The sequence below is a fragment of the Actinomadura roseirufa genome, assembly GCF_900659635.1.
Classification (GTDB): Bacteria; Actinomycetota; Actinomycetes; order Streptosporangiales; family Streptosporangiaceae; genus Spirillospora; species Spirillospora roseirufa.
This window is the reverse complement of sequence record NZ_CAACVB010000004.1, coordinates 77,957-101,205: the sequence shown is the minus strand read 5'-3', so window position 1 is coordinate 101,205 and position 23,249 is coordinate 77,957. Positions and strand designations below refer to the sequence as shown.

The 23,249-nt window shown below is 71.3% G+C and carries 23 protein-coding genes and 1 tRNA gene; 1 reads left to right on the top strand and 23 read right to left on the bottom strand.

The annotated features are described in order from the left end of the window. Window positions 1–558: 558 nt before the first annotated feature. The 20 genes from E1291_RS01960 to E1291_RS01865 all read right to left on the bottom strand — a co-directional run bounded on the left by E1291_RS01960 (window position 559) and on the right by E1291_RS01865 (window position 19,164). Window positions 559–1,716, bottom strand: coding sequence for an Rv1363c family protein (locus E1291_RS01960; protein WP_131735765.1), 1,158 nt, complete (start codon window positions 1,714–1,716; stop codon window positions 559–561). Beyond that, entirely contained in the window at window positions 1,713–2,204 is a 492-nt protein-coding gene (locus E1291_RS01955; RefSeq protein ID WP_131735764.1) for an Rv1363c family protein, read from the bottom strand. Before E1291_RS01955 ends, E1291_RS01960 begins: the two co-directional genes overlap by 4 nt. Before the next feature lie 10 nt (window positions 2,205–2,214). Next, on the bottom strand, window positions 2,215–3,702 hold the full coding sequence (locus E1291_RS01950; protein WP_131735763.1) for an MCE family protein: 1,488 nt from the start codon (window positions 3,700–3,702) through the stop codon (window positions 2,215–2,217). Next, entirely contained in the window at window positions 3,699–5,099 is a 1,401-nt protein-coding gene (locus E1291_RS01945) for an MCE family protein (RefSeq protein WP_131735762.1), read from the bottom strand. Before E1291_RS01945 ends, E1291_RS01950 begins: the two co-directional genes overlap by 4 nt. Next, the gene (locus E1291_RS01940) at window positions 5,096–6,346 is read right to left on the bottom strand and encodes an MCE family protein (protein ID WP_131735761.1); all 1,251 of its coding nucleotides are present in this window, start codon (window positions 6,344–6,346) and stop codon (window positions 5,096–5,098) included. The genes E1291_RS01945 and E1291_RS01940 overlap by 4 nt, the downstream gene beginning before the upstream one ends. Window positions 6,347–6,364: 18 nt before the next feature. Then, window positions 6,365–7,429 carry an MCE family protein gene (locus tag E1291_RS01935; protein ID WP_131735760.1) on the bottom strand — a complete coding sequence of 355 codons (1,065 nt, stop codon included), beginning with the start codon at window positions 7,427–7,429 and terminating at the stop codon, window positions 6,365–6,367. Continuing rightward, window positions 7,430–8,467 carry an MCE family protein gene (locus E1291_RS01930; RefSeq protein WP_207400501.1) on the bottom strand — a complete coding sequence of 346 codons (1,038 nt, stop codon included), beginning with the start codon at window positions 8,465–8,467 and terminating at the stop codon, window positions 7,430–7,432. Next, the gene (locus tag E1291_RS01925) at window positions 8,464–9,771 is read right to left on the bottom strand and encodes an MCE family protein (RefSeq protein WP_242613882.1); all 1,308 of its coding nucleotides are present in this window, start codon (window positions 9,769–9,771) and stop codon (window positions 8,464–8,466) included. The genes E1291_RS01930 and E1291_RS01925 overlap by 4 nt, the downstream gene beginning before the upstream one ends. Window positions 9,772–9,775: 4 nt before the next feature. After that, a complete protein-coding gene (locus tag E1291_RS01920) occupies window positions 9,776–10,585 on the bottom strand; it encodes an MlaE family ABC transporter permease (RefSeq protein ID WP_131735758.1) in 810 nt (269 codons plus the stop codon). Then, a complete protein-coding gene (locus E1291_RS01915; RefSeq protein WP_242613881.1) occupies window positions 10,585–11,454 on the bottom strand; it encodes an MlaE family ABC transporter permease in 870 nt (289 codons plus the stop codon). Before E1291_RS01915 ends, E1291_RS01920 begins: the two co-directional genes overlap by 1 nt. After that, window positions 11,454–12,527, bottom strand: coding sequence for an ABC transporter ATP-binding protein (locus E1291_RS01910; protein WP_131735757.1), 1,074 nt, complete (start codon window positions 12,525–12,527; stop codon window positions 11,454–11,456). Before E1291_RS01910 ends, E1291_RS01915 begins: the two co-directional genes overlap by 1 nt. 333 nt (window positions 12,528–12,860) lie before the next feature. Then, entirely contained in the window at window positions 12,861–13,250 is a 390-nt protein-coding gene (gene rplL, locus E1291_RS01905) for a 50S ribosomal protein L7/L12 (RefSeq protein WP_131735756.1), read from the bottom strand. Between the two features lie 52 nt (window positions 13,251–13,302). Further along, complete coding sequence (rplJ, locus tag E1291_RS01900; protein ID WP_131735755.1) at window positions 13,303–13,896, bottom strand: 50S ribosomal protein L10; 594 nt, start codon at window positions 13,894–13,896, stop codon at window positions 13,303–13,305. A gap of 327 nt (window positions 13,897–14,223) precedes the next feature. Then, window positions 14,224–15,105 carry an SCO4651 family lipoprotein gene (locus E1291_RS01895; RefSeq protein WP_165494916.1) on the bottom strand — a complete coding sequence of 294 codons (882 nt, stop codon included), beginning with the start codon at window positions 15,103–15,105 and terminating at the stop codon, window positions 14,224–14,226. A 127-nt stretch (window positions 15,106–15,232) separates the two neighbouring features. Beyond that, on the bottom strand, window positions 15,233–16,090 hold the full coding sequence (locus tag E1291_RS01890; protein ID WP_131735753.1) for an SCO4651 family lipoprotein: 858 nt from the start codon (window positions 16,088–16,090) through the stop codon (window positions 15,233–15,235). A gap of 268 nt (window positions 16,091–16,358) precedes the next feature. Next, window positions 16,359–17,075, bottom strand: a complete 717-nt coding sequence (gene rplA / locus E1291_RS01885) for a 50S ribosomal protein L1 (protein ID WP_131735752.1) — start codon at window positions 17,073–17,075, stop codon at window positions 16,359–16,361. Between the two features lie 58 nt (window positions 17,076–17,133). Next, window positions 17,134–17,565 (bottom strand): 50S ribosomal protein L11, encoded by a 432-nt coding sequence (gene rplK / locus E1291_RS01880; protein WP_131735751.1) that lies wholly within the window; start codon window positions 17,563–17,565, stop codon window positions 17,134–17,136. A gap of 207 nt (window positions 17,566–17,772) precedes the next feature. Continuing rightward, window positions 17,773–18,639 carry a transcription termination/antitermination protein NusG gene (gene nusG / locus E1291_RS01875; RefSeq protein WP_131735750.1) on the bottom strand — a complete coding sequence of 289 codons (867 nt, stop codon included), beginning with the start codon at window positions 18,637–18,639 and terminating at the stop codon, window positions 17,773–17,775. An 82-nt stretch (window positions 18,640–18,721) separates the two neighbouring features. Continuing rightward, window positions 18,722–18,970 (bottom strand): preprotein translocase subunit SecE, encoded by a 249-nt coding sequence (gene secE, locus E1291_RS01870; RefSeq protein ID WP_131735749.1) that lies wholly within the window; start codon window positions 18,968–18,970, stop codon window positions 18,722–18,724. 121 nt (window positions 18,971–19,091) lie between these two features. Continuing rightward, window positions 19,092–19,164: transfer RNA gene (locus E1291_RS01865), tRNA-Trp, on the bottom strand. A gap of 280 nt (window positions 19,165–19,444) precedes the next feature. Here E1291_RS01865 and E1291_RS01860 point away from each other — a divergent pair. Continuing rightward, window positions 19,445–20,656, top strand: coding sequence for a pyridoxal phosphate-dependent aminotransferase (locus tag E1291_RS01860; protein ID WP_207400500.1), 1,212 nt, complete (start codon window positions 19,445–19,447; stop codon window positions 20,654–20,656). A gap of 166 nt (window positions 20,657–20,822) precedes the next feature. Here E1291_RS01860 and E1291_RS01855 read toward each other — a convergent pair whose 3' ends face one another. From E1291_RS01855 to E1291_RS01845, 3 genes are all read right to left on the bottom strand, one after another. Next, a complete protein-coding gene (locus E1291_RS01855) occupies window positions 20,823–21,584 on the bottom strand; it encodes a hypothetical protein (protein WP_131735748.1) in 762 nt (253 codons plus the stop codon). 2 nt (window positions 21,585–21,586) lie between these two features. Next, on the bottom strand, window positions 21,587–22,096 hold the full coding sequence (locus E1291_RS01850; protein ID WP_131735747.1) for a SigE family RNA polymerase sigma factor: 510 nt from the start codon (window positions 22,094–22,096) through the stop codon (window positions 21,587–21,589). A gap of 73 nt (window positions 22,097–22,169) precedes the next feature. Next, window positions 22,170–23,240, bottom strand: coding sequence for a hypothetical protein (locus E1291_RS01845; RefSeq protein WP_131735746.1), 1,071 nt, complete (start codon window positions 23,238–23,240; stop codon window positions 22,170–22,172). Between the last annotated feature and the right edge of the window lie 9 nt (window positions 23,241–23,249).

Genomic DNA, 23,249 nt, shown 5'->3' with positions numbered 1-23,249 from the left:
GGGCCGCCTCGACCCGGGCCTTCCACCTCTCATTGCCCAGCAGCCAGTCGAACGAGTTGGTCTGCAGAGCAAGGAGGTCCGGGACTTCGAGCGGCTCCTTGATGCGCGCGAAGGAGACGCGGTTCGGACCGGTTGCGGTATTCGAGGCGTTGCGCGAGGCTGCCAAGAGTGGTCCTTCCGAGGGCTCGCGGCGTAACTGACGACACGCACGCCAGACGATCCACGTCCGAGACCCGCGCTTTGGGGTCCCGAAGGGGCCCCGGCGGGGGAGCTCTCACACGTGGATAGTCAGAGGGCAGCGCAAAGGGGCAGTGTAGCCGACCACCACACCGCTCGCAACTCTACCGCCGCAGTATGCATCACAGTTGCCATGGAGCATCGCCCCTCAGGGGCGCGGAGTCAAGAGCGGACTTGGACTTTTCGGGCTCTGACCTGCAGTGAGGAAGGCCATAGTTTAGGATCCCGTCACCTACCCGATGGTATGCCCCGCGAAGGGGCCCGGCGACCGCCCCACGGGACGGCCCCGCGGACGCCCGAACCCCCTGCGGACCAGTGGTTTCAGGAGATCACCACGAGCTCCGAGGCGAGCCATCTCCCGTGCCTCGGAACCATGGTGATCCTGATGCGCAGCGGCTCGGGCAGGCGCCTGTCCTTGTCGGCGCTCGTCGCCGAGGACCGGTTCGCGTACACCAGCGCCACGACCTTCTCCGGCGTGGCGCTCACCGCCCCCGCCTTCATCACCGTCGTGGTCGACACGGCCTGCTGGCGCGGGGCGAGCGCCTTCAGCTGCTCGGCGAGCTTGTCGAACTGCTCGCGGAGCGTGCCGGTCGTCAGCGCCGAGGCGGCCCTGAGGTCGGCGTCCAGGCTCCGGTAGTCGTAGGACGACAGGGCCTGGACCGCGCGGGACGCGGCGAACACGCCGTCCCTGGAGGCGGTCTCGGTCGCGTTCTGCTCACGGACCTTCAGCGCCAGCACCGTCGTACCGGCCCCGAGAGCGATCACCAGGGCGACCAGGATCCCGATGACCACCGGGCCCCGGCGCGCCCGGCTCCGCCGCCCCGCCCCGTCCGCGCCGTTCTCGGCTTCCCGCGTGTCCCCGGCGTCCGCGTCGGCCGAGACCTGAGCGGACTCGGTCGCCGCCTTGGCCGGTCGCGCCGGTCCGTCTGGTCCCCCGCTCTCGTCTCCGGTGCCGTCTTCGACGGTTTCGCTGGTTTCGCCGCCGGGCTCGGCGGGTTCGGGCTCGGCCGCTTCGGCTTGCTCGCCGGGCTCGTCGCCCTCAGCGGGGAGCGAATCGCCTTTGGCGGCCCCTGATTCGGCTTCTGTGGCGCCATTGGCGCTGGACGCGACTTGAGACGCCTCCTTGAGGAGTGAGGTCCTCTGGGGCGATTTCACGGCCTCAGGACCGGTGGGCCGCTCATCGGAGTCGTCGTCCTCGCCGGGGCCGTCCTCCGCCTCGGCTGCCGCCGCCTCCGCCGCGATCTGAGCCAGCCGCGCGGCCTCACGAGCCCTCGCCGCGGCCTCCTCGGCGAGGCGCGCGGCCTCGGCGGCCTCCTCCGCCTTGGCGGCCTGGCGGGCGGCCCGGCGCGCCTTGGCGGAGCTCGTGGTCGAGCCCGTGTCCGAGTCCGCGGGGGTAGCCGCTTCGGACCGGCCCTCCCCCGGCCTGGTGTCATCGCGCCTGATGTCGTCCAGCTTGGTGTCGTCCGGCTCGGCTGTCACGGGACCATCTCCAAAGTGGACACCAGCCAGCGGTCATGGACGCGCGACAGGCCCATCAAGTACCTGTAGGCCCGGGGAGCACCGTCCTTCACCTTGGCGTTCGTGACAGTTCCGTTGAGGGACACCATCACCTCGGCGGAGTCGTCGTCCATGGAGACCACGGCGGCGTCCACCTCGCTGACGGTGGACTTGGCGCCGGTCTTGGCCAGCTGGTTGAGCAAGGTCTTCGCCTGGGCGCCCAGGGTGTTCTTCAGCTCGCCGGTGGTGCCCGCCACGATGCGGTCGATGTCGCGCTGGGCGGTGGCGTTGTCGAGCGTCATCAGGTTGACGCCCATCTGCCGCGCCGCCTGGACGGCCTTGGCCTGTTCGTCGGCATGGGCCTTCTTCTGCATGGTGACGACGCCGAGCCAGCCCGTGGCTACCAGGAGGCCCGCCACGAGGACGCTCAGTCCGATGGTGACCGCGTTGCCCCAGGGGACGCGCCTCATGGGGTCGGCCTCACTGGCTCAGTGGTCCGAGCAGAAGCCACTTCCACGAAGAATCTTCTCCCAACTGACGGCTGCCGGCGCTGCGGGGCATGACGTATCGCTTGCCGTCGGGCCCGTAGACCGCACCGGTCGATGGATCGTATCCAGCGAATTCGACTGAACTATCGGGGTATGAGAGATAGAGCTGTCCATCCGACAGCCGCCCCGTCGGGGCCGCCACGGCGGCGCCCTTACCTTGCTTGCCGCTTTTACCCTGCTTACCGCCCTGTTGCGCACCGGCTCCCCCGGCGCCCGAACCGGACCCCCGCGTGCCGTACGCGCCGCCGGCCGGGAAGCCCGCGCCGTCCGTCGCCCCCGGGGGCACCCGCGGGGCGGGCACGAGGGCGTCGCGGGGGAAGTTGCGGGCGCCGCGCACCGCGCTGGGCGAGTCGTGCGCGTCCTTGCACCCCACGTTCAGGCTGGGCTTCTTGGGGGAGGTGTCCTGGGGCCAGCGATGCTTGACCCCTTCGTAGCCCTTGGTGCACGGGGGCGGCGAGTCGATGTTGAGCGCGAGACCGAGGTGCTGGGTCCCGTCCCCGGGGGTGACGGTGAACGCACCGGCGACCGTGACCGGGTACAGGATGAACAGCGAGCGCAGCCCCGCCTGCCGGGTCGCGACGATCTGCCCCGTGGTGGTCAGGTTCGCCAGCAGGACGGGCAGCGTGGGCGCGAGCTGGTCCAGGGCCTTGTGCGCCTCGTCCGCCGTGCCCGGGACGGCGTCGATGGTCCGCCGCAGCGCCGGGTCGTCCTTGCGCAGCGAGGTCGTCAGCTCGTTCAGGTTCCGGGCGAACCCCTTGATGTTCGCGCCCTGGGAGCGCTGCGTGTCCAGGACGGTGACGCTGTTGTCCAGCAGCCGCTTGGTGTCCGGGTACGCCCGGTCGGCCGTCTTCAGCAGCCGGTCGGTGTCGTCCAGGATCGACTGGAGGTCGGACGCCGACCCCGAGAACGCCTTGTCCAGCTCGTCCACGATCGTGCCGAGGTCCTTGGTGTTCACCGATCCGACGAGGGAGTCGACATTGCGCAGCAACTCGGCGGTGGACACCGGGAGCCTGGTGAGCCGCCGGGGGATCGTGTACGGCTCGCCCTCGTCCAGATAGGGCCCGTTCTTCTTACCGGGCTGCAGGTCGATGTACTGCTCCCCGACCGCCGACCGGTTGGCGACGATCGCGGCCGTCCCGTCCCGCGGGATCCGCTTACCGCGTTCGAGCAGCAGCTTGACCCGGATGCCGTCCTTGGTCAGCTCGATCGGCCCGACCCGCCCGACGGGCACGCCGCGGTAGGTGACCTCGGCGTTGGTGAACACCCCACCGGAGTCGGTCAGGTCCACGTACGCGGTGTACTGCTTGCCGAGGATCCCCCGGCCGAGCCCGATGTAGTTCACGGACACGACCGTCACGCCGATGACCGTGATGAGCGCGAAGGCGATCAGCTGGAGCTTGACGCCGCGCTTGAGGATCACGAGAGGCCCCCCATCGTCGGGGTCCGGAGATCACCGGACCGCGGCGCGAGCGCGCCGGGACGGCCCGGCTTACCGGTGCCACGCCCGCCCGGACTCGGTTTGCCGGACGGTTGCCGGCCTGTGCCGGGGGTACCCGCGGACGGGGCGGGCGTGGCCGCGCCGCCCGGCAGGCCCGGCAGTCCCGGCAGGCCGGGCGGCCCGCCGCCGGGGGCCGCCCGCGGCAGCACGCCGAGCGGGGGCTGCGGCAGCGTGACGTTCGGGACCTGCAGCATGGACCGCATCTGCTCGCCGCCGCCGAGCAGCCCTTCGAGGTCGGTGCCGCCGAGCAGGTTCCGCGCGATCGACTGGAAGTCCAGGTCGATCGTCAGCCGGACGTTGCCGTAGTCGCCCTCGATGACGTTGCCGAACGTCGCGGGGAAAGGGAAGGTGATCAGCGACTCCAGCGAGCGCGGCAGGTCCGAGCCCGCCTTGTTGAGGTTGACCAGGATCGTGTCGAGGTCCCGGAGGTTGGCCACGAGGTCGGCGTGCGAGCGCCGGACGACGCCGGTCGTGGTGCGGCTCAGCCGGTCCAGCGCGACCAGCATCCGGGTGAGGTCGGCGCGGTTGCGGTCGAGCACGGCGATCGCCGGGCCGGTCCGGTCGATGGTGTCGGTGATCGTCTTTCGTTCGGCGGCGAGCGTGCCGGTCAGCCGGTCGATGCCGTCCAGCGCCCGGGTGATCGCCGTGCGGTTGCGGTCCAGCGTGCCGGCGAAGACGTCGGCCTGGTGCAGCACCGACCTGATCGTGGCCTCCCGGCCGCCCATCGCCGCCCGCAGCTCGTGACTGATCGTCGCGGCCTGTTCGAGGCCGCCGCCGTTCAGCAGCAGCGACATCGCCGACAGCACCTCCTCGATCTCGGTGCTGCGGCCCGTGCGGGCCAGCGGGATGAGATCGCCCGAGCCGAGCTCGCCGGACGGGGGCTCGTGGGAGGGCGGCGCCAGCGCGACGTACTTCTCGCCGAGCAGGCTGGTCTGCCCGATCGAGGCGGTCGCGTTGTCGGGCAGTCTGACGTCCCGGCGCACCTTGACGGTGACGAGGGCGTGCCAGCCGCCCGTCCCGCCGGCGAGGTCGATCTTCTCGACCTTGCCCACCGAGACGTCGTTGACCTTCACCACCGACTGCGGGACGAGGTCCAGCACGTTCGCGAACTCGATCCTGACGGTGTTCGGGCGCGAGCCGAGGTCGGGCCCGCCGGGCAGCGGGAGGGTGTCCACACCGCCGAACGAGCAGCCCGACAGGGCCGCCGCGCCGGCGAGCGCCGCCGCGGCGAGCGGCCGTGCCCGCCACCGTTCCCGCCCCCGTGCGCGCCATGGCGCTCTGGGACGGACCCCCGCCCGGCGCTCCGCCGTCCCGGTCATCGGCCACCTCCGGGCGCGAGCGACGTGATGTCCTGGGGCTTGTGCCGGTTCGCGCCCTTCGTCCGCGTGCCGCCGTCCGGACCACCGGGGCCGTAGGCGTCCGGCGGGATCGGCACCGGGTCGTAGTGCGTGGTCAGCGCGGTGATCCAGGACAGGTCCAGGCTGAGGCCGGTCAGCACCTTGCCGATGCCGTTGATCGGCCTGACGAAGTCGAGGCACTGCTTGGCGGGGGTCCCGACGGAGTAGGCCAGCGAGCAGAGCCAGTCGGCCAGGTCGTGGAACTGGCGCAGGTCGGCCCGGTTGTGGATGGTGCCGCTGATCGGGTCGTAGGCGCGCGCCAGGTTGTTGATCGCGAGGGGCCCGGCGGTGAGGATCTCGGCGAGCGAGTCCTTCTCCTTGACCAGCACGCCGGTGATCTGGGCGAGCTGCCGGACCCCCGCCGCCAGCTCGGTGCGGTTGTCCCGGACGAACCGCTGCACGTTGCGCAGGGTCGGGGCGAGCGTGTTCAGCGCCGCGCTCAGCTCCTCCTTCTCCCCCGCGAGCTGCCCGGACACCCCGTTGAGGTGCCCGCTGAACGACCTGATCTGCCGGTCGCTGGCCTTCATGGAGTCGGTGATGACTCGCAGGTTCCGGATGGTCTCGGCGACGTCGCCCCGGTCGGCGCTGAGCGTGCTCAGCATCGTGGACGTGTCGCTGATCGTCTGCCGGATGTCGGCGCCCTGCCCGTCCAGGTTGGCGGCGCCGACCGCGAGCAGCCGCGACAGCGAGCCGGTGCCGTCCTTGCCCGGCGCGTTCGCGCCGCCGGGGCCGAGCGCCTTGCTCAGGTCGTTCAGGCTGCCCCCGATCTCGTCCACCTCCACGGGCACCGCGGTGCGGCCGACGGTCAGCGTCGCGCCGTCGGCCAGCACGGGGCCGCCCCGGTAGACGGGCGTGAGCTGGACATAGCGGTCGGCGACGAGGGTCTGGTTGACGATGACGGCCTGCGCCCCGGCCGGGACCTTGTACTCGGCGTCGTACTTCATCTCGACCCGCACGGCGTCCCCGGCCGGGGCGACCTTGGTGACCCGGCCGACCTTGATGCCGAGGACGCGCACGTCGGCGCCCTTGTACAGGCCGACGGTCCGGGTGAAGTAGGCCGTCAGGTGGCGCTGGCGCGGCTCCTGGAGCAGCAGCGTGACCGCGCCGGCCAGCAACGCGACGGCGAGGGCCGCGCCGCCGAGACGGAGGACGGTTGCGAAGTTACGCACGGGTGACCTGCCTCCTGCTCACGGGAGGAACGGCAACGGATTGTCGCGCTTGGGACCGGTCCGGCCCCCCTGCCGGCCGCCGTCCGGGACGCCGGGGGCCGGGAGGCCGCCGCCCTTCGGGAGCTGGACGGACGCGGGGATCGGGAGGAGGTTCTGGATGTAGGAGTCGAACCAGCGGCCCGTCCCGGTCACGTCGGCGAACTGGCGGGCGAAGGGCGCGAATAGCTGGAGCACGCGATCGAGGTTGTCCTGGTTCTTCAGCAGGATCCGGTCGACCTTCTCGAGGTTGTCCAGCATCGGCCGCAGCTGCGCCTCGTTCTCCCTGATGAGGCCGTTCACCTGCTGGGAGAGCGTCACCGTGTTGATCAGGAGCTGATGGATGACGGCGCGCCGGGCCTGCACGGCGCGGAGCACGTCGTCCCCGTCCCGGATCAGCTTGGCGAAGTCCTGGTCGCGGTCGGCGAGCAGCCGCGAGACGTCCTTCGCCTTGCCCGCCAGCTCGTGCAGCCGGTCGTCGCGGGAGGCGATGGTGCCGGAGAGCCGGCGCAGTCCGCGCAGCGAGGCGCGGACCTCCTCCGGGGAGTTCTCGAAAGTCTGCGACAGTACGTCGAAGGACCGCGCGAGCTGCTTGACGTCGATCTGGGAGACCCGCCGGCTCAGCTCGCTGATCGCCGGGACGACCTCGAACGGAGTGTGCGTGCGCTCCACCGGGATGCCGCGGCCGAGCCGGCCCGTCCCGCGCGGCGTGAGGGACAGGAAGTGCGCGCCGAGCACCGTCTTGATCTTGATGTCGGCCTCGGTGCGGTCGCCGAGCCGCACCCCGTCGTCCACCCGGAAGGTGACCTTGACGTGGTCGCCGTCCAGGCCCACGCCGGTGACCTTGCCGACCTTGACGCCCGCGATGCGGACCTCCTCGTCCGGCCTCAGCCCGGCGGCCTCGCGGAACGCGGCGGTGTGGGTCCGGCCGCCCGAGACGAACGGGATGTCGTCCAGATTCATCGCCAGCCCCAGCAGGACGGCGATGATCGCGAACGCGGAGAGGCCGATGGGGACCGGGTTTCGCTCCCGGAACGGGACCCTCATCTACTTGCACCTCGCGTTCTCGTTCACGATCGCCGGTGTCTGGTAGACGGGTCCGCCCGGCAGCCGCACCTTCGCGTCGAGACCGCAGATGTACATGTTGAACCAGGAACCGTAGGAGGAGATGCTGACGAGCTTCTCCAGCCGCCGCGGGGTGCGCTGGAGGCCGCCGTCCAGGGCCCCGGCGTTGGCGTTCAGCGTTCCGGTCAGCCGCCGGAGCCCGGCGATGTCGTCGCGGAGCCCCGGCCGCGCGTCCGCGAGGAGGTCCTCGGTGGTGCCGGTCAGGTCGTTGATCGCCGCGATCGAGTCGAAGATCGCCTTGCGGTCGGCCGACACCCCGCCGACGAACCCGCGCAGGTTCGTGATCAGCCGGTTCAGCTCGTCGTGCCGCTGGTCGATCGTGCCGAGCACGGTGTTGAGGTTGTCGACGACCTCCCCGATGACCTTGTCCCGGTCGGCGAGCGTGCTGGTCAGCGACGCCACGTGCGCGAGCAGGCTGTTGACCGTCCCGCCCTCGCCCTGGAGCGTCTGGACGATCTGGAGGGCCAGCTTGTTGACGTCCTCGGGCTCCAGCGCCCGGAACAGCGGGCGGAAGCCGTTGAACAGCGCCGTCAGGTCCAGCGCGGGCCGGGTCTGGGTCACCGGGATCGTGCCGCCCGGCCGCAGGTACTCGCCGGGCCGCCCGGCGCCGTCGGACAGCGCGAGGTAGCGCTGGCCCATCAGGTTGCGGTAGCGGACCTGGACCTGCGTGGACGAGGGCAGACCCGCCCGGAGCACCCCGCTCTTCTGGACGCTGAACGTCACCTCGGCCAGGTTCCCGCGGTACAGCCTGATCTTCTCGACCTGGCCGACCCGGACGCCCGCGACGCGCACGTCGTCCTTGTCGAGCAGCCCGGCGACGTCGGTGAAGATCGCCTTGTAGCTCCGGGTCGCGCCGAAGTGCAGGTTCCCGATCGTCATCGCCAGCACGCCGGTCGCCAGCGAGGTCAGCGCGACGAAGATGCCGAGCTTGATCGCGGCGCTGGTCGTCCGTCCCGTCACCTGACCGTCACCACCGATCCCCGCATCACCGGCGCGAACAGCAGCTGCGACACGTCCGAGACCCGGTCCGCCGGGGTCCGCGTCAGCGGGCCGACGACGTTCTTGATCTTTTCCTTCTCGCTCATGTCACCCGGGTCCACGAAGACGTTCGACATCGCGCGGCCGCGGCCACCGCCGCCGCCGTTCGGGTCGCCGGGGTTCTTCCACCACAGGTCGTCCTCGGTGCCGTCCAGCGCGAGGTAGTCGTCGAAGGGGACCTTCGGGTTCGGCAGGCCGTAGCAGCGCGGGTTCCGCCGGTCCTTGGCCTCGGGCATGTCGAGGGGCTGCCGGTACGCCGGCCGCGGCTTGACGATCTCGATGGTCAGGTTGAAGGTCGTGGAGCCGCCGCCCCCGCCCGCCCGCTCCGCCTCCGGCTTCAGCCTCATCAGCCCCTTGAGGACGCACGGCAGGGACGGCGAGTACCGGGCCACCAGCGCCAGCCCGTCCCGGTTGGCGATGTTGAAGCCGATGATCTTCGGGCCGTTGTGCCGCATGAACGCGTCGCCGTCGCCGGCGAGCCCGGTCACCGCGGGGATCAGCCGCTCGATCACGGCCGTCCGGTCGGTGATCGTCTTACTGGTCACGTTGAGGTTGCGCAGGGTCTGCAGCAGGTCGGGGGCCGCCGCGCTGTAGACGGCGGACACGTCCGCCAGCGAGTTCAGGTCGTGGACGAGCGTGCCCAGCTGCGGGTTGACCTTCCGCAGCAGCGCGTCCGCCTGCTCCAGGTCGCGGCCCAGCTGGTCGCCGCGGCCCTGCAGCGCCGTCGCCACCGCGTTCAGCGTCGAGTTCAGCTGCGCCGGACGGACCGCCCGCAGCAGCGGGAGGAGGTCGTCCAGCAGCTTGTCGATCTCGACGGCGGCCTGCGAGCGGTCCTGCTGGATCACCTGGCCGCGACGCAGCCCGAGCGGGCCCGCCCGCTTCGGTATCTCCAGGTCGACGTACTTCTCACCGAACAGCGTCTTCGGCAGCAGCCGCGCCCGCACGTTGCCCGGAATCAGCTTGGCCTTCTCCGGGTCCAGCGCCAGGTGCAGCGTCGCGCCGTCCGCGGTGGCCTCGGTGCTGCGCACCTCCCCGACGATCAGCCCCCGCACCTTCACGTCCGAGCGCGGCAGCAGTTGCAGCCCGGCCCGCTCGGTCGCCACCCGCACGCGGACGACCGGGGTGAACGCCTTGTTGAACAGCGCGACGGTCAGGGCGAGCAGCAGCCCCGCCACCACGACCATCGACAGGCCGAGCAGCCGGTGGCCCGCACGTCGCGTCAGCACGCCCTCACCCCGCGATCCGCACGCCGGCGTCGGCGCCCCAGATCGCCATGCCCAGCATCAGGTCCACCACGTTGATCACGACGATGCTGGTGCGGACGGCGCGGCCCACGGCGACGCCCACCCCGGCCGGGCCGCCGCTCGCGTGGTAGCCGTGGTAGCAGTGGATCAGCATCACCAGCACCGCGAAGACGATCACCTTGCCGAACGACCACAGGATGTCGTCCGGCGGCAGGAACAGGTGGAAGTAGTGGTCGTAGGTCCCGGTCGACTGCCCGTAGAACATGGTCACGATCAGCCGCGTCGCCCCGTAGGAGGCGAGCAGGCCCACGATGTACAGCGGGACGACCGCGATCATCCCCGCCAGCATCCGGGTCGTGACCAGGAACGGCATCGACGGGACGGCCATGACCTCCAGCGCGTCGATCTCGTCGGAGATCCGCATCGCGCCGAGCTGGGCGGTGAAGCCGCAGCCGACCGTCGCCGACAGCGCCAGCGCCGACACCAGCGGCGCGATCTCGCGCGTGTTGAAGTAGGACGCGACGAACCCGGTGAACGCGGCCGTGCCGATCTGGTTCAGCGAGTTGTAGCCCTGGAGGCCGACCTGGCTTCCGGTGAAGAAGGTCATGAACCCGACGATCGCCACCGAACCGCCGATCACCGCCAGCCCGCCGGTGCCGAGGCTCACCTCCGCCAGCAGCCGCAGCACCTCGGTGCGGTAGCGGCGCAGCACCCGGAACGTCCACGCGAACGCGCGGGCGTAGAAGGACAGCTGGTGCCCGAGGTCCTCCAGCCGCGTGAGCGGCGAGACCGCCATCACATCCCCTTCGAGGGGACGAGCTGGAAGTACAGCGTGGAGATCAGGAAGTTCTCCACGAAGAGCAGCATGAAGGTGATGACGACGGTCTGGTTGACCGCGTCCCCCACGCCCTTCGGGCCGCCCTTGGCGTTCAGCCCCTTGTAGGCGGCGACCAGCCCGGCGGTGATGCCGAACACGAACGCCTTGACCTCGGCCTGGACCAGGTCGGGGAGCTGGGCGATCGCGTTGAACGAGGCGAGGTAGGCGCCGGGCGTGCCGTCCTGCAGCATGACGTTGAAGAAGTAGCCGCCGACCAGGCCGACCACCGAGACGAGCCCGTTCAGGAACAGCGCGACGAACGCGCAGGCCAGCATCCGCGGCACCACGAGCCGGTGCAGCGGGTTGATGCCGAGCACCTCCATCGCGTCGATCTCCTCGCGGATCTTCCGCGAGCCGATGTCGGCGCACATCGCCGACCCCGCGGCGCCCGCCACCAGCAGGGAGGTGACCAGCGGGCTCGCCTCGCGGACGATCGCCACCACCGCCGTCGCGCCGGTGTAGGACTGCGCGCCCAGCTGCCGGATGAGCCCGCCGACCTGCAACGACAGGACGCCGCCGAAGGGGATGGCGACGAGCATCGTCGGGACCACCGTGACGCTGACGATGAACCACGCCTGCTGGACGAACTCGCGCCACTGGAACGGCCACTGGAACATCGCCCGGCCGGTGTCCAGGCACAGGGCGAAGAAACGGCCGGGTTCCCTGACCGTGACGTTGGCCAGGCCGTCACCGATCCGGTGCAGCGCGCCCGGGGAGCCTCCGCCGTCACCCCTGGCGCCGCCGTCACCGTCCCGCCGACGGCCGGCGCCGATACCGGGAGCCGACATCAGCGCCCCGCGCCCGCCGCCGGCCCGCCGGGCGGCGGTCCGCCCGGGACGTGGCCGGGCCCGCCGGTCGTCCCCGCCGCGGCGGGCGCCATGGACGCCACGTACCGCGGCCACTCCTCCACCCAGTCGCGGCCCATGTCGTCGATGAACGAACCGGGCGGCGGCGTGACGCCGTGCGCGGCGCACCAGGCGCCGGGGACGTGCTGCGCCGGGCGGATCCGGCCGTCACTGGCCATCAGCTGCGGCGGGATCGGCGGGAGCTTGCCCGGGTCGTGGCCCATCTTGGCCTCGGCCTCCAGCTCGGAGACGTCCTTCTCCTCCGACATGCCGATCGGGCCGACCCGGCGGGCGTTCAGGAACTGCCGGACGACCGGTTCCTCGCTGGACAGCAGCATCTCGCGCGGCCCGAACATCACCAGCTCGCGGCGGAACAGCAGGCCGATGTTGTCCGGAACGGTCCGGGCGGTGTTGATGTCGTGGGTGACGATCAGGAACGTCGCGTCGATCTGCGCGTTCAGGTCGACGATCAGCTGGTTCAGGTAGGCGGTGCGCACCGGGTCGAGGCCGGAGTCCGGCTCGTCCACCAGCAGGATCTCGGGGTCGAGGACGAGCGCGCGGGCCAGCCCGGCGCGCTTCTTCATGCCGCCGGAGATCTCGCCGGGCAGCTTCTTCTCGGCGCCGAGGAGACCGACCATCTCCATCTTGCCGAGGACGATCCGCCTGACCTCGGACTCGGACTTCCTCGTGTGCTCCCGCAGCGGGAAGGCGATGTTGTCGTACAGGTTCATGGACCCGAACAGGGCGCCGTCCTGGAAGAGCACGCCGAACAGCTTGCGCGTCTCGTAGAGCTTGGACTCCCGCAGGCGCGGCAGGTCGCGGTCGCCGATCCAGATGTGGCCGCGGTCGGGCTTGAGCAGGCCGACCAGGGACTTCAGGAACACGGACTTGCCGGTGCCGGACGGGCCGAGGAGAACGGAGATCTCCCCCGCGGGCAGCGTCAGCGACACGTCCCGCCAGATCGTCTGGCGGCCGAAGGACTTCGTCAGACCCTCGACCCTGATCTCGACGCCCACTCGTCACCTTTCGTCCAGGCCGGGGGGGATTCCGGACCATGAGCGAGGAGCACACAGGCTCGTGCGGCCGTCACACCGCGTGTCCCTTCCGTGGCTACCGCCCGGTAGGTGTGACGGGTTCCACTACCGTAGCGGCCCGCCGCCCAAATGGAAGGGGTTCGGTGCCAGATCGGCTGCGAAATATGACCTTGTAAGACAATCGTTACTTAGGGCCACCGCGGGCCGAGAGCGGACGGACCAGCGGAAACACAAAGAGGCGGCCGTCCCACCGGGGTGGGACGACCGCCTCCAGGAGAGCGGTGGAGCCGCGCGGGCTCCGGCTCGGAGCCGTCGTTACTTGACGGTGACCGACGCGCCGGCCTTCTCCAGGGCCTCCTTGGCCTTGTCGGCCGTCTCCTTGTTGACCTTCTCCAGCAGCGGCTTCGGCGCGCTGTCGACCAGGTCCTTGGCCTCCTTGAGGCCGAGGCTCGTCAGCGCGCGGACCTCCTTGATGACCTGGATCTTCTTGTCGCCGGCACCCTCGAGGATGACGTCGAACTCGTCCTGGACGGCGGCCTCCTCGCCACCGCCGCCACCGGCGGCGGGGGCCGCGGCGACGGCCGCGACGGGCGCGGCGGCCTTGACGTCGAAGGTGTTCTCGAACTCCTTCAGGAAGTCCGAGAGCTCGAGGAGGGTCATCTCCTTGAAGGCGTCGAGCAGGTCGTCGGTGCTGAGCTTCGCCATGATCTTTCCTCCGCTATGGCTTCAGTTCTGGGGTGTGGGGAACCGCGGGTGCCTACTCGGCGGGAGCCTCGTCGGCGGTCGCCTCGGGGGCGGCGGCCTCGGCGGCCGGCGCCTCGGCGGTCTCGCCGGCGGCCTCGCGCTTGACGCGCAGGGCCTCCACCAGCTGGGCCGCCTGCGTCGGCAGGGCGTTGAACAGGCCCGCGGCGTTCGCCATCGTGCCCTTCATCGCACCGGCCAGCTTCGCGAGGAGCACCTCGCGCGACTCGAGGTCCGCGAGCTTGGTGACCTCGGCGGCGTCCATCGACTGACCGTCGATGAAGCCGCCCTTGATCACCAGCAGCGGGTTGGCCTTGGCGAAGTCACGCAGGCCCTTGGCGGCCTCGACCACGTCGCCGCGGACGAACGCGATGGCCGACGGTCCCTCGAGCAGTTCGCGGAACCGCTCGTCGACACCGGCCTCGTCCGCCGCGCGCTTGGTCAGCGTGTTCTTCACCACGGCGAACCTCGCGTTCTCGCCGAGGTTGGTGCGCAGCTCCTTGAGCTGCGCGACCGTGAGCCCGCGGTACTCGGTCAGCACGGCGCCGGTGGAGCTCTCGAACTCGGTCTTGAGCTCGGCGATCGCCGCGGCCTTCTCGGCCTTAGCCATGGGCCTCCTTCCGATTACCTGGGTGGCTTGCGATCCGCACCCGTCACGGAGACGGGGTCGGATCCACCAAAAAACGCCCCGGCGCAGGCGCACGGGGCGTCAGGCAAGGCACGGAGGCCATGCGGGAAGCTCACGTCTCACCTACGCTGGCCGCCCGACGAGGTCGGGTCCTTCGGTCACCCCGGGTGGGATGACGACCGGCGGTCTTCGGCGGACAACAGGGTACGCGTATGCGGGCCCGCTTAACAAATCGGTTCGGCGAACGCGGCGGGGCCGCGCCGTCGCGGCGCGGCCCCGTCTCGTGCGCGGCTCCGTGAGCGTTCCGGGTCAGGCGCCCGGAGGCTTCACACCGCCGAGGTTCTTCACCATGGCGCCGAGGTCGCCCACCTGGTCGGCCGGCGGCGCGGCGATGTCCACCGGCTTGCCGAAGTCGTGGTAGGCCATCGTCATCGTCATCTCCCCGGCGGCGCCCTGCCGGCCCGTCATCCGCATCTTGCGGGGCAGGTTCTGGCCGTCCACCCACAGGTCGAAGGCCATGCCCTCCATACCGGACGTCTGCAGCGACTTGCGGTATGCCTCCTGCTGCTCCGGCGGGAGCTTGGCGATCGCGTCCTCCATCCGGTAGGTGCCGGTGAAGTGCGTCGTCTGCACGCCGTCCACCGTCTCCTTGCCGACTTCCCGGGCGTCCTTGGACGCCGTCAGCATCTTCGTGTTCTGTACCGGGTCCATCCGCCGCGCCTGGTCGAGCATCTGGTCGATGTTCATCCCGGCCCGCTGCCCCAGCTCGTCCAGCGAGATCTTCACCCATGGCTTGGCGGACGCGCCGCCGCCCAGCGCGCTGAGCATCGGCATCTTCATGTACATCGTCCGGCCCACCAGGATCTGCTTCATCCCGGGGACCGACTTGCCGCCGACCGACATCCGGCCGAAGTCCATGCTGTAGGCCAGATCCGGCTTCGTGCGGTACCGCATCGTGCCGGTCATGGTGACGCCACCGGCGGCCGAGCCGGTCGTCCGCATCGACAGGTCGGCCTTGAAGGAGTCGGTCGAGCCCGTCTTCTCGGCCGTCCTGCCGAGCACCTGCACCGCGGTCAGGCGGATGTTCTTACCGGCCTCGTCCACTTTCTTGCCGGCGTCACCGAGACAGCCGGTGAGCGAGAGGGCGAGGCCGGTGGCCAGCGCCGTGCCCGCGGCGAAGCGACGGATCATCTGGGGGGTCTCCTTCGTCTGGTCTGAGTGCCCGAGCGCTCCGGCCGGACGTTCCATGGGACGCAGCGGAGACTAGGCGAGTTCCGGTCGCCTTGATCACAGGATATGTGATCAGGGCGCCCACTGCTCAGCGGCCCCCGAACAGCGAGCCCAGCGACAGCTCCCCGACCTCGTCGGACGGCGGCGGGTTGACGCCGAACGACTTTCCGTAGTCGCTGTACAGGACCGTCACCGAGCCGTCGTCCCCCTGCGCGTTGGTCGACTTGGAGACGAGCTTGCGGGGCAGGTTCTTGCCGTCCGTCCACAGGTCGAAGGCGATCTTCCCGCCGGTGCCCTCCTTCGGCAGCCAGCGGCGCACCCTGTCACGGGACGGCGGGTCGAGGCGGTTCAGGGCCTCCTCCGTGGTCACCGTGCCGGTGTAGTGCGTGGTCTGCACGCCGTCGATCGTCTCGGTGCCGACCTGGCGGGCGTCCTTGGAACCGGTGAACATCTTCGTCTGCTCGGCCGGGTCCACCTTCTGGACCTGGTTCACGAGGTCCTGGACGTCGAGCCCTGTGGTCTTCGAGACCTGACCCACGTCGACCTTCACCCACGGCTTGCCGCCGCTGACGAACTGGGCGAGCTGCGGGACCTTGGCGTACAGCACGTTGTCGGTGAAGATCGCCTGCCCCTTGAGACCCGGCACGCCCTGGCCCCCCGGGCTGAACTCGTCCAGCCGCGCGCTGAACTTCAGCGCCGGGCGCAGCCGGAACTGCCCGTTCGCGTGGACCCTGCCGCCGGTGGCGCCGGTGCCGGTCACGGTGAGGTCGGCCTTGAACGAGTCCGCCTCGCCCGTCTTCTGGGACGACTTCAGCAGCGCCTCGTTGGCCGTCAGCTTCATGTTGTTCGTCGAGCCGGTGCCGGACCCGTCCCCGCCGCATCCGGACAGGAGGAGCGCGGCGCCGACGGCGGTACCGCCGGCCGCCACGAGCACTCGTCGGTTCATGGGGGTCACACCTCTCTTGTCGCCCTGCTGGTGTCCCCAGTCTCGCCGCGGTCCAACGCCGCTACATCCCCCGGTGGTACGAATGGGGTGGAGCACCCTACGACCTCGGGCGTACCTCCGCCATTGCCCTACGGCGCGCCGAGCGGGATGAAACAGGGTGCGCGCCCCATCGGAACCGTCCGCGCGACGACCCCGGAAAAAGCGGCAGGGCACCCCCGGAACGGGAATGCCCTGCCGAATGCGTACCGCTGACCCGGGAGGACCCGGATCAGGCCTCCTCGAACTCCGCGGTCAGGTTGCGGACCGCGTTCGGGTCCACCGGGATGCTCGGGCCCATCGAGGTGGTCAGCGCGGCCTTCTTGACGTAGCGGCCCTTGGCGGCCGACGGCTTGAGCCGCTGGATCTCCTCGACGGCGGCGGCGTAGTTCTCCACCAGCTGGCGCTCGTCGAAGGACGCCTTGCCGATGATGAAGTGCAGGTTCGCGTGCCGGTCCACCCGGAACTCGATCTTGCCGCCCTTGATGTCGGTCACGGCCTTGGCCACGTCCATGGTGACCGTGCCGGTCTTCGGGTTCGGCATCAGGCCGCGCGGGCCGAGCACCCGGCCCAGCCGACCGACCTTGCCCATCTGGTCCGGCGTCGCCACGACCGCGTCGAAGTCCAGGAAACCGCCCTGGATCCGCTCGATCATGTCGTCCGAGCCGACCAGGTCGGCCCCGGCCTCGCGGGCCTCCTCGGCCTTCGCGCCGCCGGCGAAGACCAGCACGCGGGCGGTCTTGCCGGTGCCGTGCGGCAGGTTGACGGTGCCGCGCACCATCTGGTCGGCCTTGCGCGGGTCGACGCCGAGCCGCAGCGCGACCTCGACGGTCGCGTCGAACTTGGTGACCGCGGTCTCCTTGGCCAGCTTCACGGCCTCGGCCGGGCTGTACAGCCGCTCCCGGTCGATCCGCTCGGCCGCGGCGCGGTACCCCTTGCTGCGCTTCATCTGGTTCCTCCGATGGAACGTGTGGTGCGGGCCGCGCGCGACCCTCCCACGGGTGGGACTACTTGACCTCGATGCCCATCGAGCGGGCGGTGCCGGCGACGATCTTCTCGGCGGCGTCGAGGTCCTTGGCGTTCAGGTCGGGCATCTTGGTCGTGGCGATCTCGCGGATCTGGTCGCGGCTGACCGAGCCGACCTTGGTCTTGTGCGGCTCGCCGCTGCCCTTCTCCACGCCCGCGGCCTTCAGGATGAGCTGCGCGGCCGGCGGGGTCTTGGTGACGAAGCTGAACGACCGGTCCTCGTAGATGGTGATCTCTACGGGGATGACGTTGCCGCGCTGGGACTCCGTGGCGGCGTTGTACTGCTTGCAGAAGTCCATGATGTTCACGCCGTGCGGACCGAGCGCGGTACCGACCGGCGGCGCGGGCGTCGCGGCACCGGCGTTCAGCTGCACCTTGACCAGCGCGGCGATTTTCTTCTTCTTCGGAGGCATCTATACCCCTTTGTCCCATTTAACGGTTGATCCCGACTCCCGCGTCGCGGGCAACACGGCGGCGGGACTCGTCCACCGTGCAGGGATCACTGGAGACTCGCGTCCGCCGGCGGCCGACCGCGGCGCGGACCGAGACGAGATTCGACGGGCCGCCCGCGCGGCGCGCGAACGACCCGTCCAGGATACGTGCCGATCAGAGCGGACCGGTCAGATCTTGGAGACCTGGTTGAAGGACAGCTCGACCGGGGTCTCCCGGCCGAAGATCGACACCAGCACCTTGAGCTTCTGCTGCTCGGCGTTGATCTCGTTGACCGTGGCGGGCAGGGTCGCGAACGGGCCGTCCATGACGGTGACCGACTCGCCGACCTCGAAGTCGACGGTGGCGGCGACCTTGGCCTGCTCCTTGGCCTTGGTCACGCCCTCCTCCGGCTCGGGGGCCAGCAGGTTGGCGACCTCGTCCAGGCTCAGCGGGGACGGCTTGTTCAGCAGGCCGACGAACCCGGTCACGCCCGGCGTGTTGCGGACCGCGGCCCACGACTCGTCCGTCAGCTCCATCCGGACGAGGATGTAGCCCGGCAGGACCTTCTCGTTGACCTTCTGGCGCTTGCCGCCCTTGATCTCGGTCACCTCGTGCTGGGGGACCTCGATCTGGAAGATGTAGTCCTCCATGTTCAGGGTCTGCGTCCGGGTCTCGATGTTGGTCTTGACCCGGTTCTCGTACCCCGCGTAGGAGTGCACGACGTACCAGTCGCCCGGCTGGAGCCGCAGCTGCATCTTGAACTCGGCGTAGGGGTCGGCGGGCGGCCCGGCGGGCTCTTCTTCCGCGGCCTCCGCCTCGTCCTCTTCCTCGCCGTCGCCCTCGACGGCGGCGGCCAGGTCGGCGGCGCCCTCCGCCGCGTCCGCGGGCGGCTCGTCCTCGCCCTCGATCTTCGTGTCCGCGGGCTCGGCGTCGCCGGCGGCGACGGCCTCCTCGGCCGTCTCGTCGGCGGGCTCGGCCGCCTGGTCGGCCGCAGCAGCCGCAGCGGACTGGGCCTCGTCAACGGCCTCGTCGTAGGGCTGTGAGGGCTCGGACACGGTGACTCTTTCTCTCGGAACGGTATGCGGTGATGAAGGAACGGCGGCCGGCGCGCGCGCCGTCCGCCCGGTGCGGCGGGGCTCAGCCGAAGATCTCGTAGATCCCCTTCTGCAGACCCCAGTCGACCCCGGAGACGATCGCGACCATGATCAGCACGAACACGAGCGACACCGTCGTGTACGTGACGAGCTCGCGCCGCGTCGGCCAGATGACCTTGCGCAGCTCGGCGATGACCTGGCGCACGAAGAGAGCGGGCGTGGTCCGCTTCGGACCGGGCTTGCCCTTGCCTTCGTCCTTGGCCGCGGCCTCGCCGCGCGTCTCAGTCGCCATTGCCGCCGTTCACCTCATAGGTCGTGCTCCGACCACCGGGTGGTCGTCGCGTTGGCCCGCGCCGCGTGTGCCACGGCGACCGCCGCGGCGCGGTCGGCACGGGTGCGCGCACCGCACCTCGCAGGGCAGGAGGGACTCGAACCCCCAACCGCCGGTTTTGGAGACCGGTGCTCTACCAATTGAGCCACTGCCCTTCGCACGTGCCGTGCACCAGCTTACGGCCCCAGGAGACGTCCGAGCGCGGACAGGGTCGTATACCGGTGACGCGTCACTTGGAGGGTGAGTCTACGTCCCCGAGCCCCCCGCGTCGAACCAGAGCGCTGTGTCTCCCGGGGGCGGCCCCCGGACCCCCTGGAAGCGGTGGTCGAGGCGCCAATGTGGAGGGCGAGGTCCGGGGACGGGGCCGGGCTTCGAGCAGCGGGCTGAGCAGGAAAGGGAGCAGCGGGGACTAGCGCCATCTGTAACGATGGGGGTATGAGCATCGACCGTCCTCGCATCTCCAAGCGCATCGCCGCCATCTCCGAGTCCGCCACGCTGGCCGTCGACGCCAAGGCCAAGGCGCTGAAGGCGGCGGGCCGCCCGGTCATCGGGTTCGGCGCGGGCGAGCCCGACTTCCCGACGCCCGAGTACATCGTGGAGGCGGCGGTGACCGCCTGCCGGGTACCGCGCTTCCACAAGTACACGCCGGCCGGCGGCCTGCCGGAGCTGCGCGCCGCCATCGCGGAGAAGACCGCGCGCGACTCGGGGTACGCGGTGGAGGCCGCCCAGGTCCTGGTGACCAACGGCGGCAAGCAGGCGGTGTACGAGGCGTTCGCGGCGCTGCTCGACCCGGGCGACGAGGTGCTCGTGCCGACGCCGTACTGGACGACCTACCCCGAGTCGATCAAGCTGGCGGGCGGGGTGCCCGTGGACGTGGTCGCCGACGAGACCACCGGTTACAAGGTGAGCGTGGAGCAGCTGGAGGCGGCCCGCACCGACCGGACGAAGGTGCTGCTGTTCGTGTCGCCGTCCAACCCGACGGGCGCGGTGTACACCCGGGACGAGATCGAGGCGATCGGCCGATGGGCCGACGGGCACGGCCTCTGGGTCGTGACCGACGAGATCTACGAGCACCTGGTGTACGGCGGCGCCGAGTTCCACTCGATGCCCGTGGTGGTGCCCGAGCTGGCCGAGCGGACGCTCGTGCTGAACGGGGTGGCCAAGACGTACGCGATGACCGGCTGGCGGGTGGGCTGGCTCGTCGGCCCGGCGGACGTGGTGAAGGCGGCGGCGAACCTGCAGTCGCACGCGACGTCCAACGTGGCGAACGTGTCCCAGGCGGCGGCGCTGGCGGCGGTGACCGGTGACCTGTCGGCCGTCGCGGAGATGCGCAAGGCGTTCGACCGGCGGCGGCAGACGATCGTCCGGATGCTGAACGAGATCCCCGGCGTGCTGTGCCCGGAGCCGGAGGGCGCGTTCTACGCCTACCCGTCGGTCAAGGCGCTGGTCGGCAAGGAGATCCGGGGCCGCCGGCCGCAGTCGTCGGTGGAGCTGGCCTCGCTGATCCTGGAGGAGGCGGAGGTCGCGCTGGTGCCGGGCGAGGCGTTCGGTACCCCCGGCTACTTCCGGCTGTCCTACGCGCTGGGCGACGACGACCTCGTCGAGGGCGTGTCGCGGGTGGCGAAGCTGCTGTCCGAGGCGAGCTGATCGGGGCGTCCACCGTGACGCTCGACCGGCCCCGGGTGCGTCGCACCCGGGGCCGGTCTCGTCTCGGCACGGGACCCGGAAACCGTGCCGAGTCACTTCGGCGGAGGTCCGGCGGTGGCCCCTCCTCGCCACCGGACGTCCCGCCGGAGCGGGGTCCTTCCTCCGGTCAGGGGCGCACTCCCTCGGCGATGCGCAACAGCTGGCCCTCGGCGGAACCGCCCGCCGCCACGAGCACGCCGACGCCGGGCCGCGCCATCCAGGCGACCTGACGTCCCGCGCCGGGGCGGGCGCCGGTGAGCGCGGGCGTCCCGTGGACGGACGTGTGCCCCGGCACGCCCGCCGGGGGCGCCAGGTCGCCGAGACCGAAGCCGCTGCCGCGCGTGACGGAGATCTCCACCGAGGCGGAGGCGCCGCGCCACCCGCAGGTGGTGGTCCTGCGCCCCGTGTCGCCGGTCACGGCGCAGGGTGACGTGGCGGTGAGCCCCCCGGGCAGGTAGGTCACCCAGCCGGGCGGGGACGGCACCGCGCCGGGAGCGCCGGGCTCGGCGGGGCTGCCGCCGGGCTCGGCGGGCTCCCCGGACGGGCGGGTGCCGGGCGGCCGCGCGGATGTTCCCGTCCCGGGCTTCCCCTTTTGCGGAGGCGGGGTGGGGACGCCCGGGACGGGCCGCCGTTCCGGCTGCCGCGATACCGAGACGTCGCCGGACGGGGCGGACGTCACGGGGGCCGCGGCGGGTGTGGCCCGGAACGACTGGTAGGTGGGCACCAGGGCGAGGGCGGCGACGGCCGCGACGGCGGTGCCGGCGACGGCGCGGATCCGGGTGGCGCGGCGGCGGTGCCGGCGTTTCACGTCCGCGGCGAGAGACGGCGGCGCGGACGCATCGGCCACCTGTTCGGCCATGGCCTTCCGCAGTTCACTCTCGAGGTCCATCCTCAGCTCCCCAGTGGCGCCAGGTTCTTGTCGAGGCGTTCCCGGAGCCTGGCGAGCCCCCGGGATGCCTGGCTCTTCACCGTTCCGACGGAACAGCCGAGCGCTTGCGCGGTCTCCGCCTCGGAGAGGTCCTCCCAGAAGCGCAGGACGAGCACCGCGCGCTGTCGCGGGCCCAGTTTGCGCAGTTCGTCCATGAGCGTCCCCCGTAGCTCGACGGAATGGTGCGGCGCGGCGGACGGCGTCTCCGGCAGCCGGGCCATCTGGATCTCCCGGATCACCTTCCACCGCCGGGCCCGGCTGATCACGAGATTGACCAGGATCCGGCGGACGTAGGGTTCGGGATCGGAGTCGGGATCGAGCCGCCCCCAGTGCCGGTACGCCTTCTCCAGCGCGGTCTGCAGGAGATCCTCGGCGTCCTGGTGCGCACCGCACAGCAGCGCCGCCGTGCGTTGCAGGGCATCACCCCGTGCCACCACGAACTCCACGAACGACCCGTCGTCTCGACGCCCCACTGTGCTCCGTCCGGCTAGAGCGGATACGTCCGAGGACGGGCGGCTCCCGCGCCGGAGCCGCCCGTCCGGTTTGCTACTTCGCCTGCCGCAGCGCGGCGGTGACGTCCCGCAGGCCGCCCCCGGCGACGTGGCTGCCGTTGACGAACAGCGCGTAGCCGTTCGGGTCGAGCAGCAGAACGCCGCCGTTGTGCGGGGCCTGCCAGGCGACGGTCCCGCCGCCGGTCACCGGGACGCCGCCGGTCTCCGCGAGGCCGAGGGCCCGGCGGAGCTGGGCCTCGGTCATGCCGGCGGGGGTCTTCAGGCGCTCCACGGTCAGCCACTGGCCGGCCTTGCCGGTCCACTTCTGCGTGACGTTGCAGATCTTCAGCGCGTCGAGCGCCTTGTCGCCGCGTGAGGTGGACACGTGGTGCAGGCCCTTCGGCAGCAGGACGACCTTCTCGACCGTCCCGCCGACCGGGACGGCGGGCGTGAGCTTGGCGCAGCCGAGCGCCGGAACCGCGGGCAGGTGGCGCACGCCGGGCTTGGCGGGGACGGCGGGGACGGCCGGCGCGGGGGCGGCGGGGGCGGCCGCGGGGGTGTCCCCGGCGATCCGCTGGGCGCCCGCCGGGCACGCGGGCAGGTTCGCGGGAGCACCGGGACGGCCCGCGATGGCCGGGGTCGCCTTCGGGGCCGCGGGGGTCGCCTTCGGCAGGCCCGGGGTCCCCTTCGGCACGGCCGGGGTCGCCTTGGGCAGAGCCGGGGTCGCCTTCGGAGCCGCGGGCGTCGCCTTCGGCAGACCCGGGGTCCCCTTCGGCACGGCCGGGGTCGCCTTGGGCAGAGCCGGGGTCGCCTTGGGCGCGGCGGGGGTCGCCTGCACAACGGTGCCGCCCGGCACGCCCGGCTTCGAGACCTCGAGCTGCGGCACGGCGCCCTCGGGCAGCTTGGCGCCGGGGACCTTCACGTGGGCGAGCTTGCCGTGGGGCAGGCACGTCGGGACGGTGCCGGGCACGTGCTCCTTCACCGGGCGGACGGCCGGCGTCCCGGACGTCGCGGACTGGAGGCCCGCCTCCTGGTGGGAGCCGGTCGTCGCCCATGTCGCGCCGCCGCCCACGGCCACCGCGCCGACCGCGGACGCAGCGAACAGGGCGGCCTTCAGCGTGATCATCGTGTTTCC

What these genes read in the sequence shown, in the direction of transcription:
- E1291_RS01935 (WP_131735760.1), bottom strand. Translation starts at nt 7,429, where the DNA reads ATGAGGGTCCCGTTCCGGGAGCGAAACCCGGTCCCCATCGGCCTCTCC.
- E1291_RS01890 (WP_131735753.1), bottom strand. Translation starts at nt 16,090, where the DNA reads ATGAACCGACGAGTGCTCGTGGCGGCCGGCGGTACCGCCGTCGGCGCC.
- E1291_RS01860 (WP_207400500.1), top strand. Translation starts at nt 19,445, where the DNA reads ATGAGCATCGACCGTCCTCGCATCTCCAAGCGCATCGCCGCCATCTCC.
- E1291_RS01945 (WP_131735762.1), bottom strand. Translation starts at nt 5,099, where the DNA reads ATGACCGGGACGGCGGAGCGCCGGGCGGGGGTCCGTCCCAGAGCGCCA.
- rplJ (WP_131735755.1), bottom strand. Translation starts at nt 13,896, where the DNA reads ATGGCTAAGGCCGAGAAGGCCGCGGCGATCGCCGAGCTCAAGACCGAG.
- rplL (WP_131735756.1), bottom strand. Translation starts at nt 13,250, where the DNA reads ATGGCGAAGCTCAGCACCGACGACCTGCTCGACGCCTTCAAGGAGATG.
- E1291_RS01915 (WP_242613881.1), bottom strand. Translation starts at nt 11,454, where the DNA reads ATGTCGGCTCCCGGTATCGGCGCCGGCCGTCGGCGGGACGGTGACGGC.
- E1291_RS01955 (WP_131735764.1), bottom strand. Translation starts at nt 2,204, where the DNA reads ATGAGGCGCGTCCCCTGGGGCAACGCGGTCACCATCGGACTGAGCGTC.
- E1291_RS01845 (WP_131735746.1), bottom strand. Translation starts at nt 23,240, where the DNA reads ATGATCACGCTGAAGGCCGCCCTGTTCGCTGCGTCCGCGGTCGGCGCG.
- E1291_RS01855 (WP_131735748.1), bottom strand. Translation starts at nt 21,584, where the DNA reads ATGGACCTCGAGAGTGAACTGCGGAAGGCCATGGCCGAACAGGTGGCC.
- secE (WP_131735749.1), bottom strand. Translation starts at nt 18,970, where the DNA reads ATGGCGACTGAGACGCGCGGCGAGGCCGCGGCCAAGGACGAAGGCAAG.
- E1291_RS01895 (WP_165494916.1), bottom strand. Translation starts at nt 15,105, where the DNA reads ATGATCCGTCGCTTCGCCGCGGGCACGGCGCTGGCCACCGGCCTCGCC.
- E1291_RS01920 (WP_131735758.1), bottom strand. Translation starts at nt 10,585, where the DNA reads ATGGCGGTCTCGCCGCTCACGCGGCTGGAGGACCTCGGGCACCAGCTG.
- rplA (WP_131735752.1), bottom strand. Translation starts at nt 17,075, where the DNA reads ATGAAGCGCAGCAAGGGGTACCGCGCCGCGGCCGAGCGGATCGACCGG.
- rplK (WP_131735751.1), bottom strand. Translation starts at nt 17,565, where the DNA reads ATGCCTCCGAAGAAGAAGAAAATCGCCGCGCTGGTCAAGGTGCAGCTG.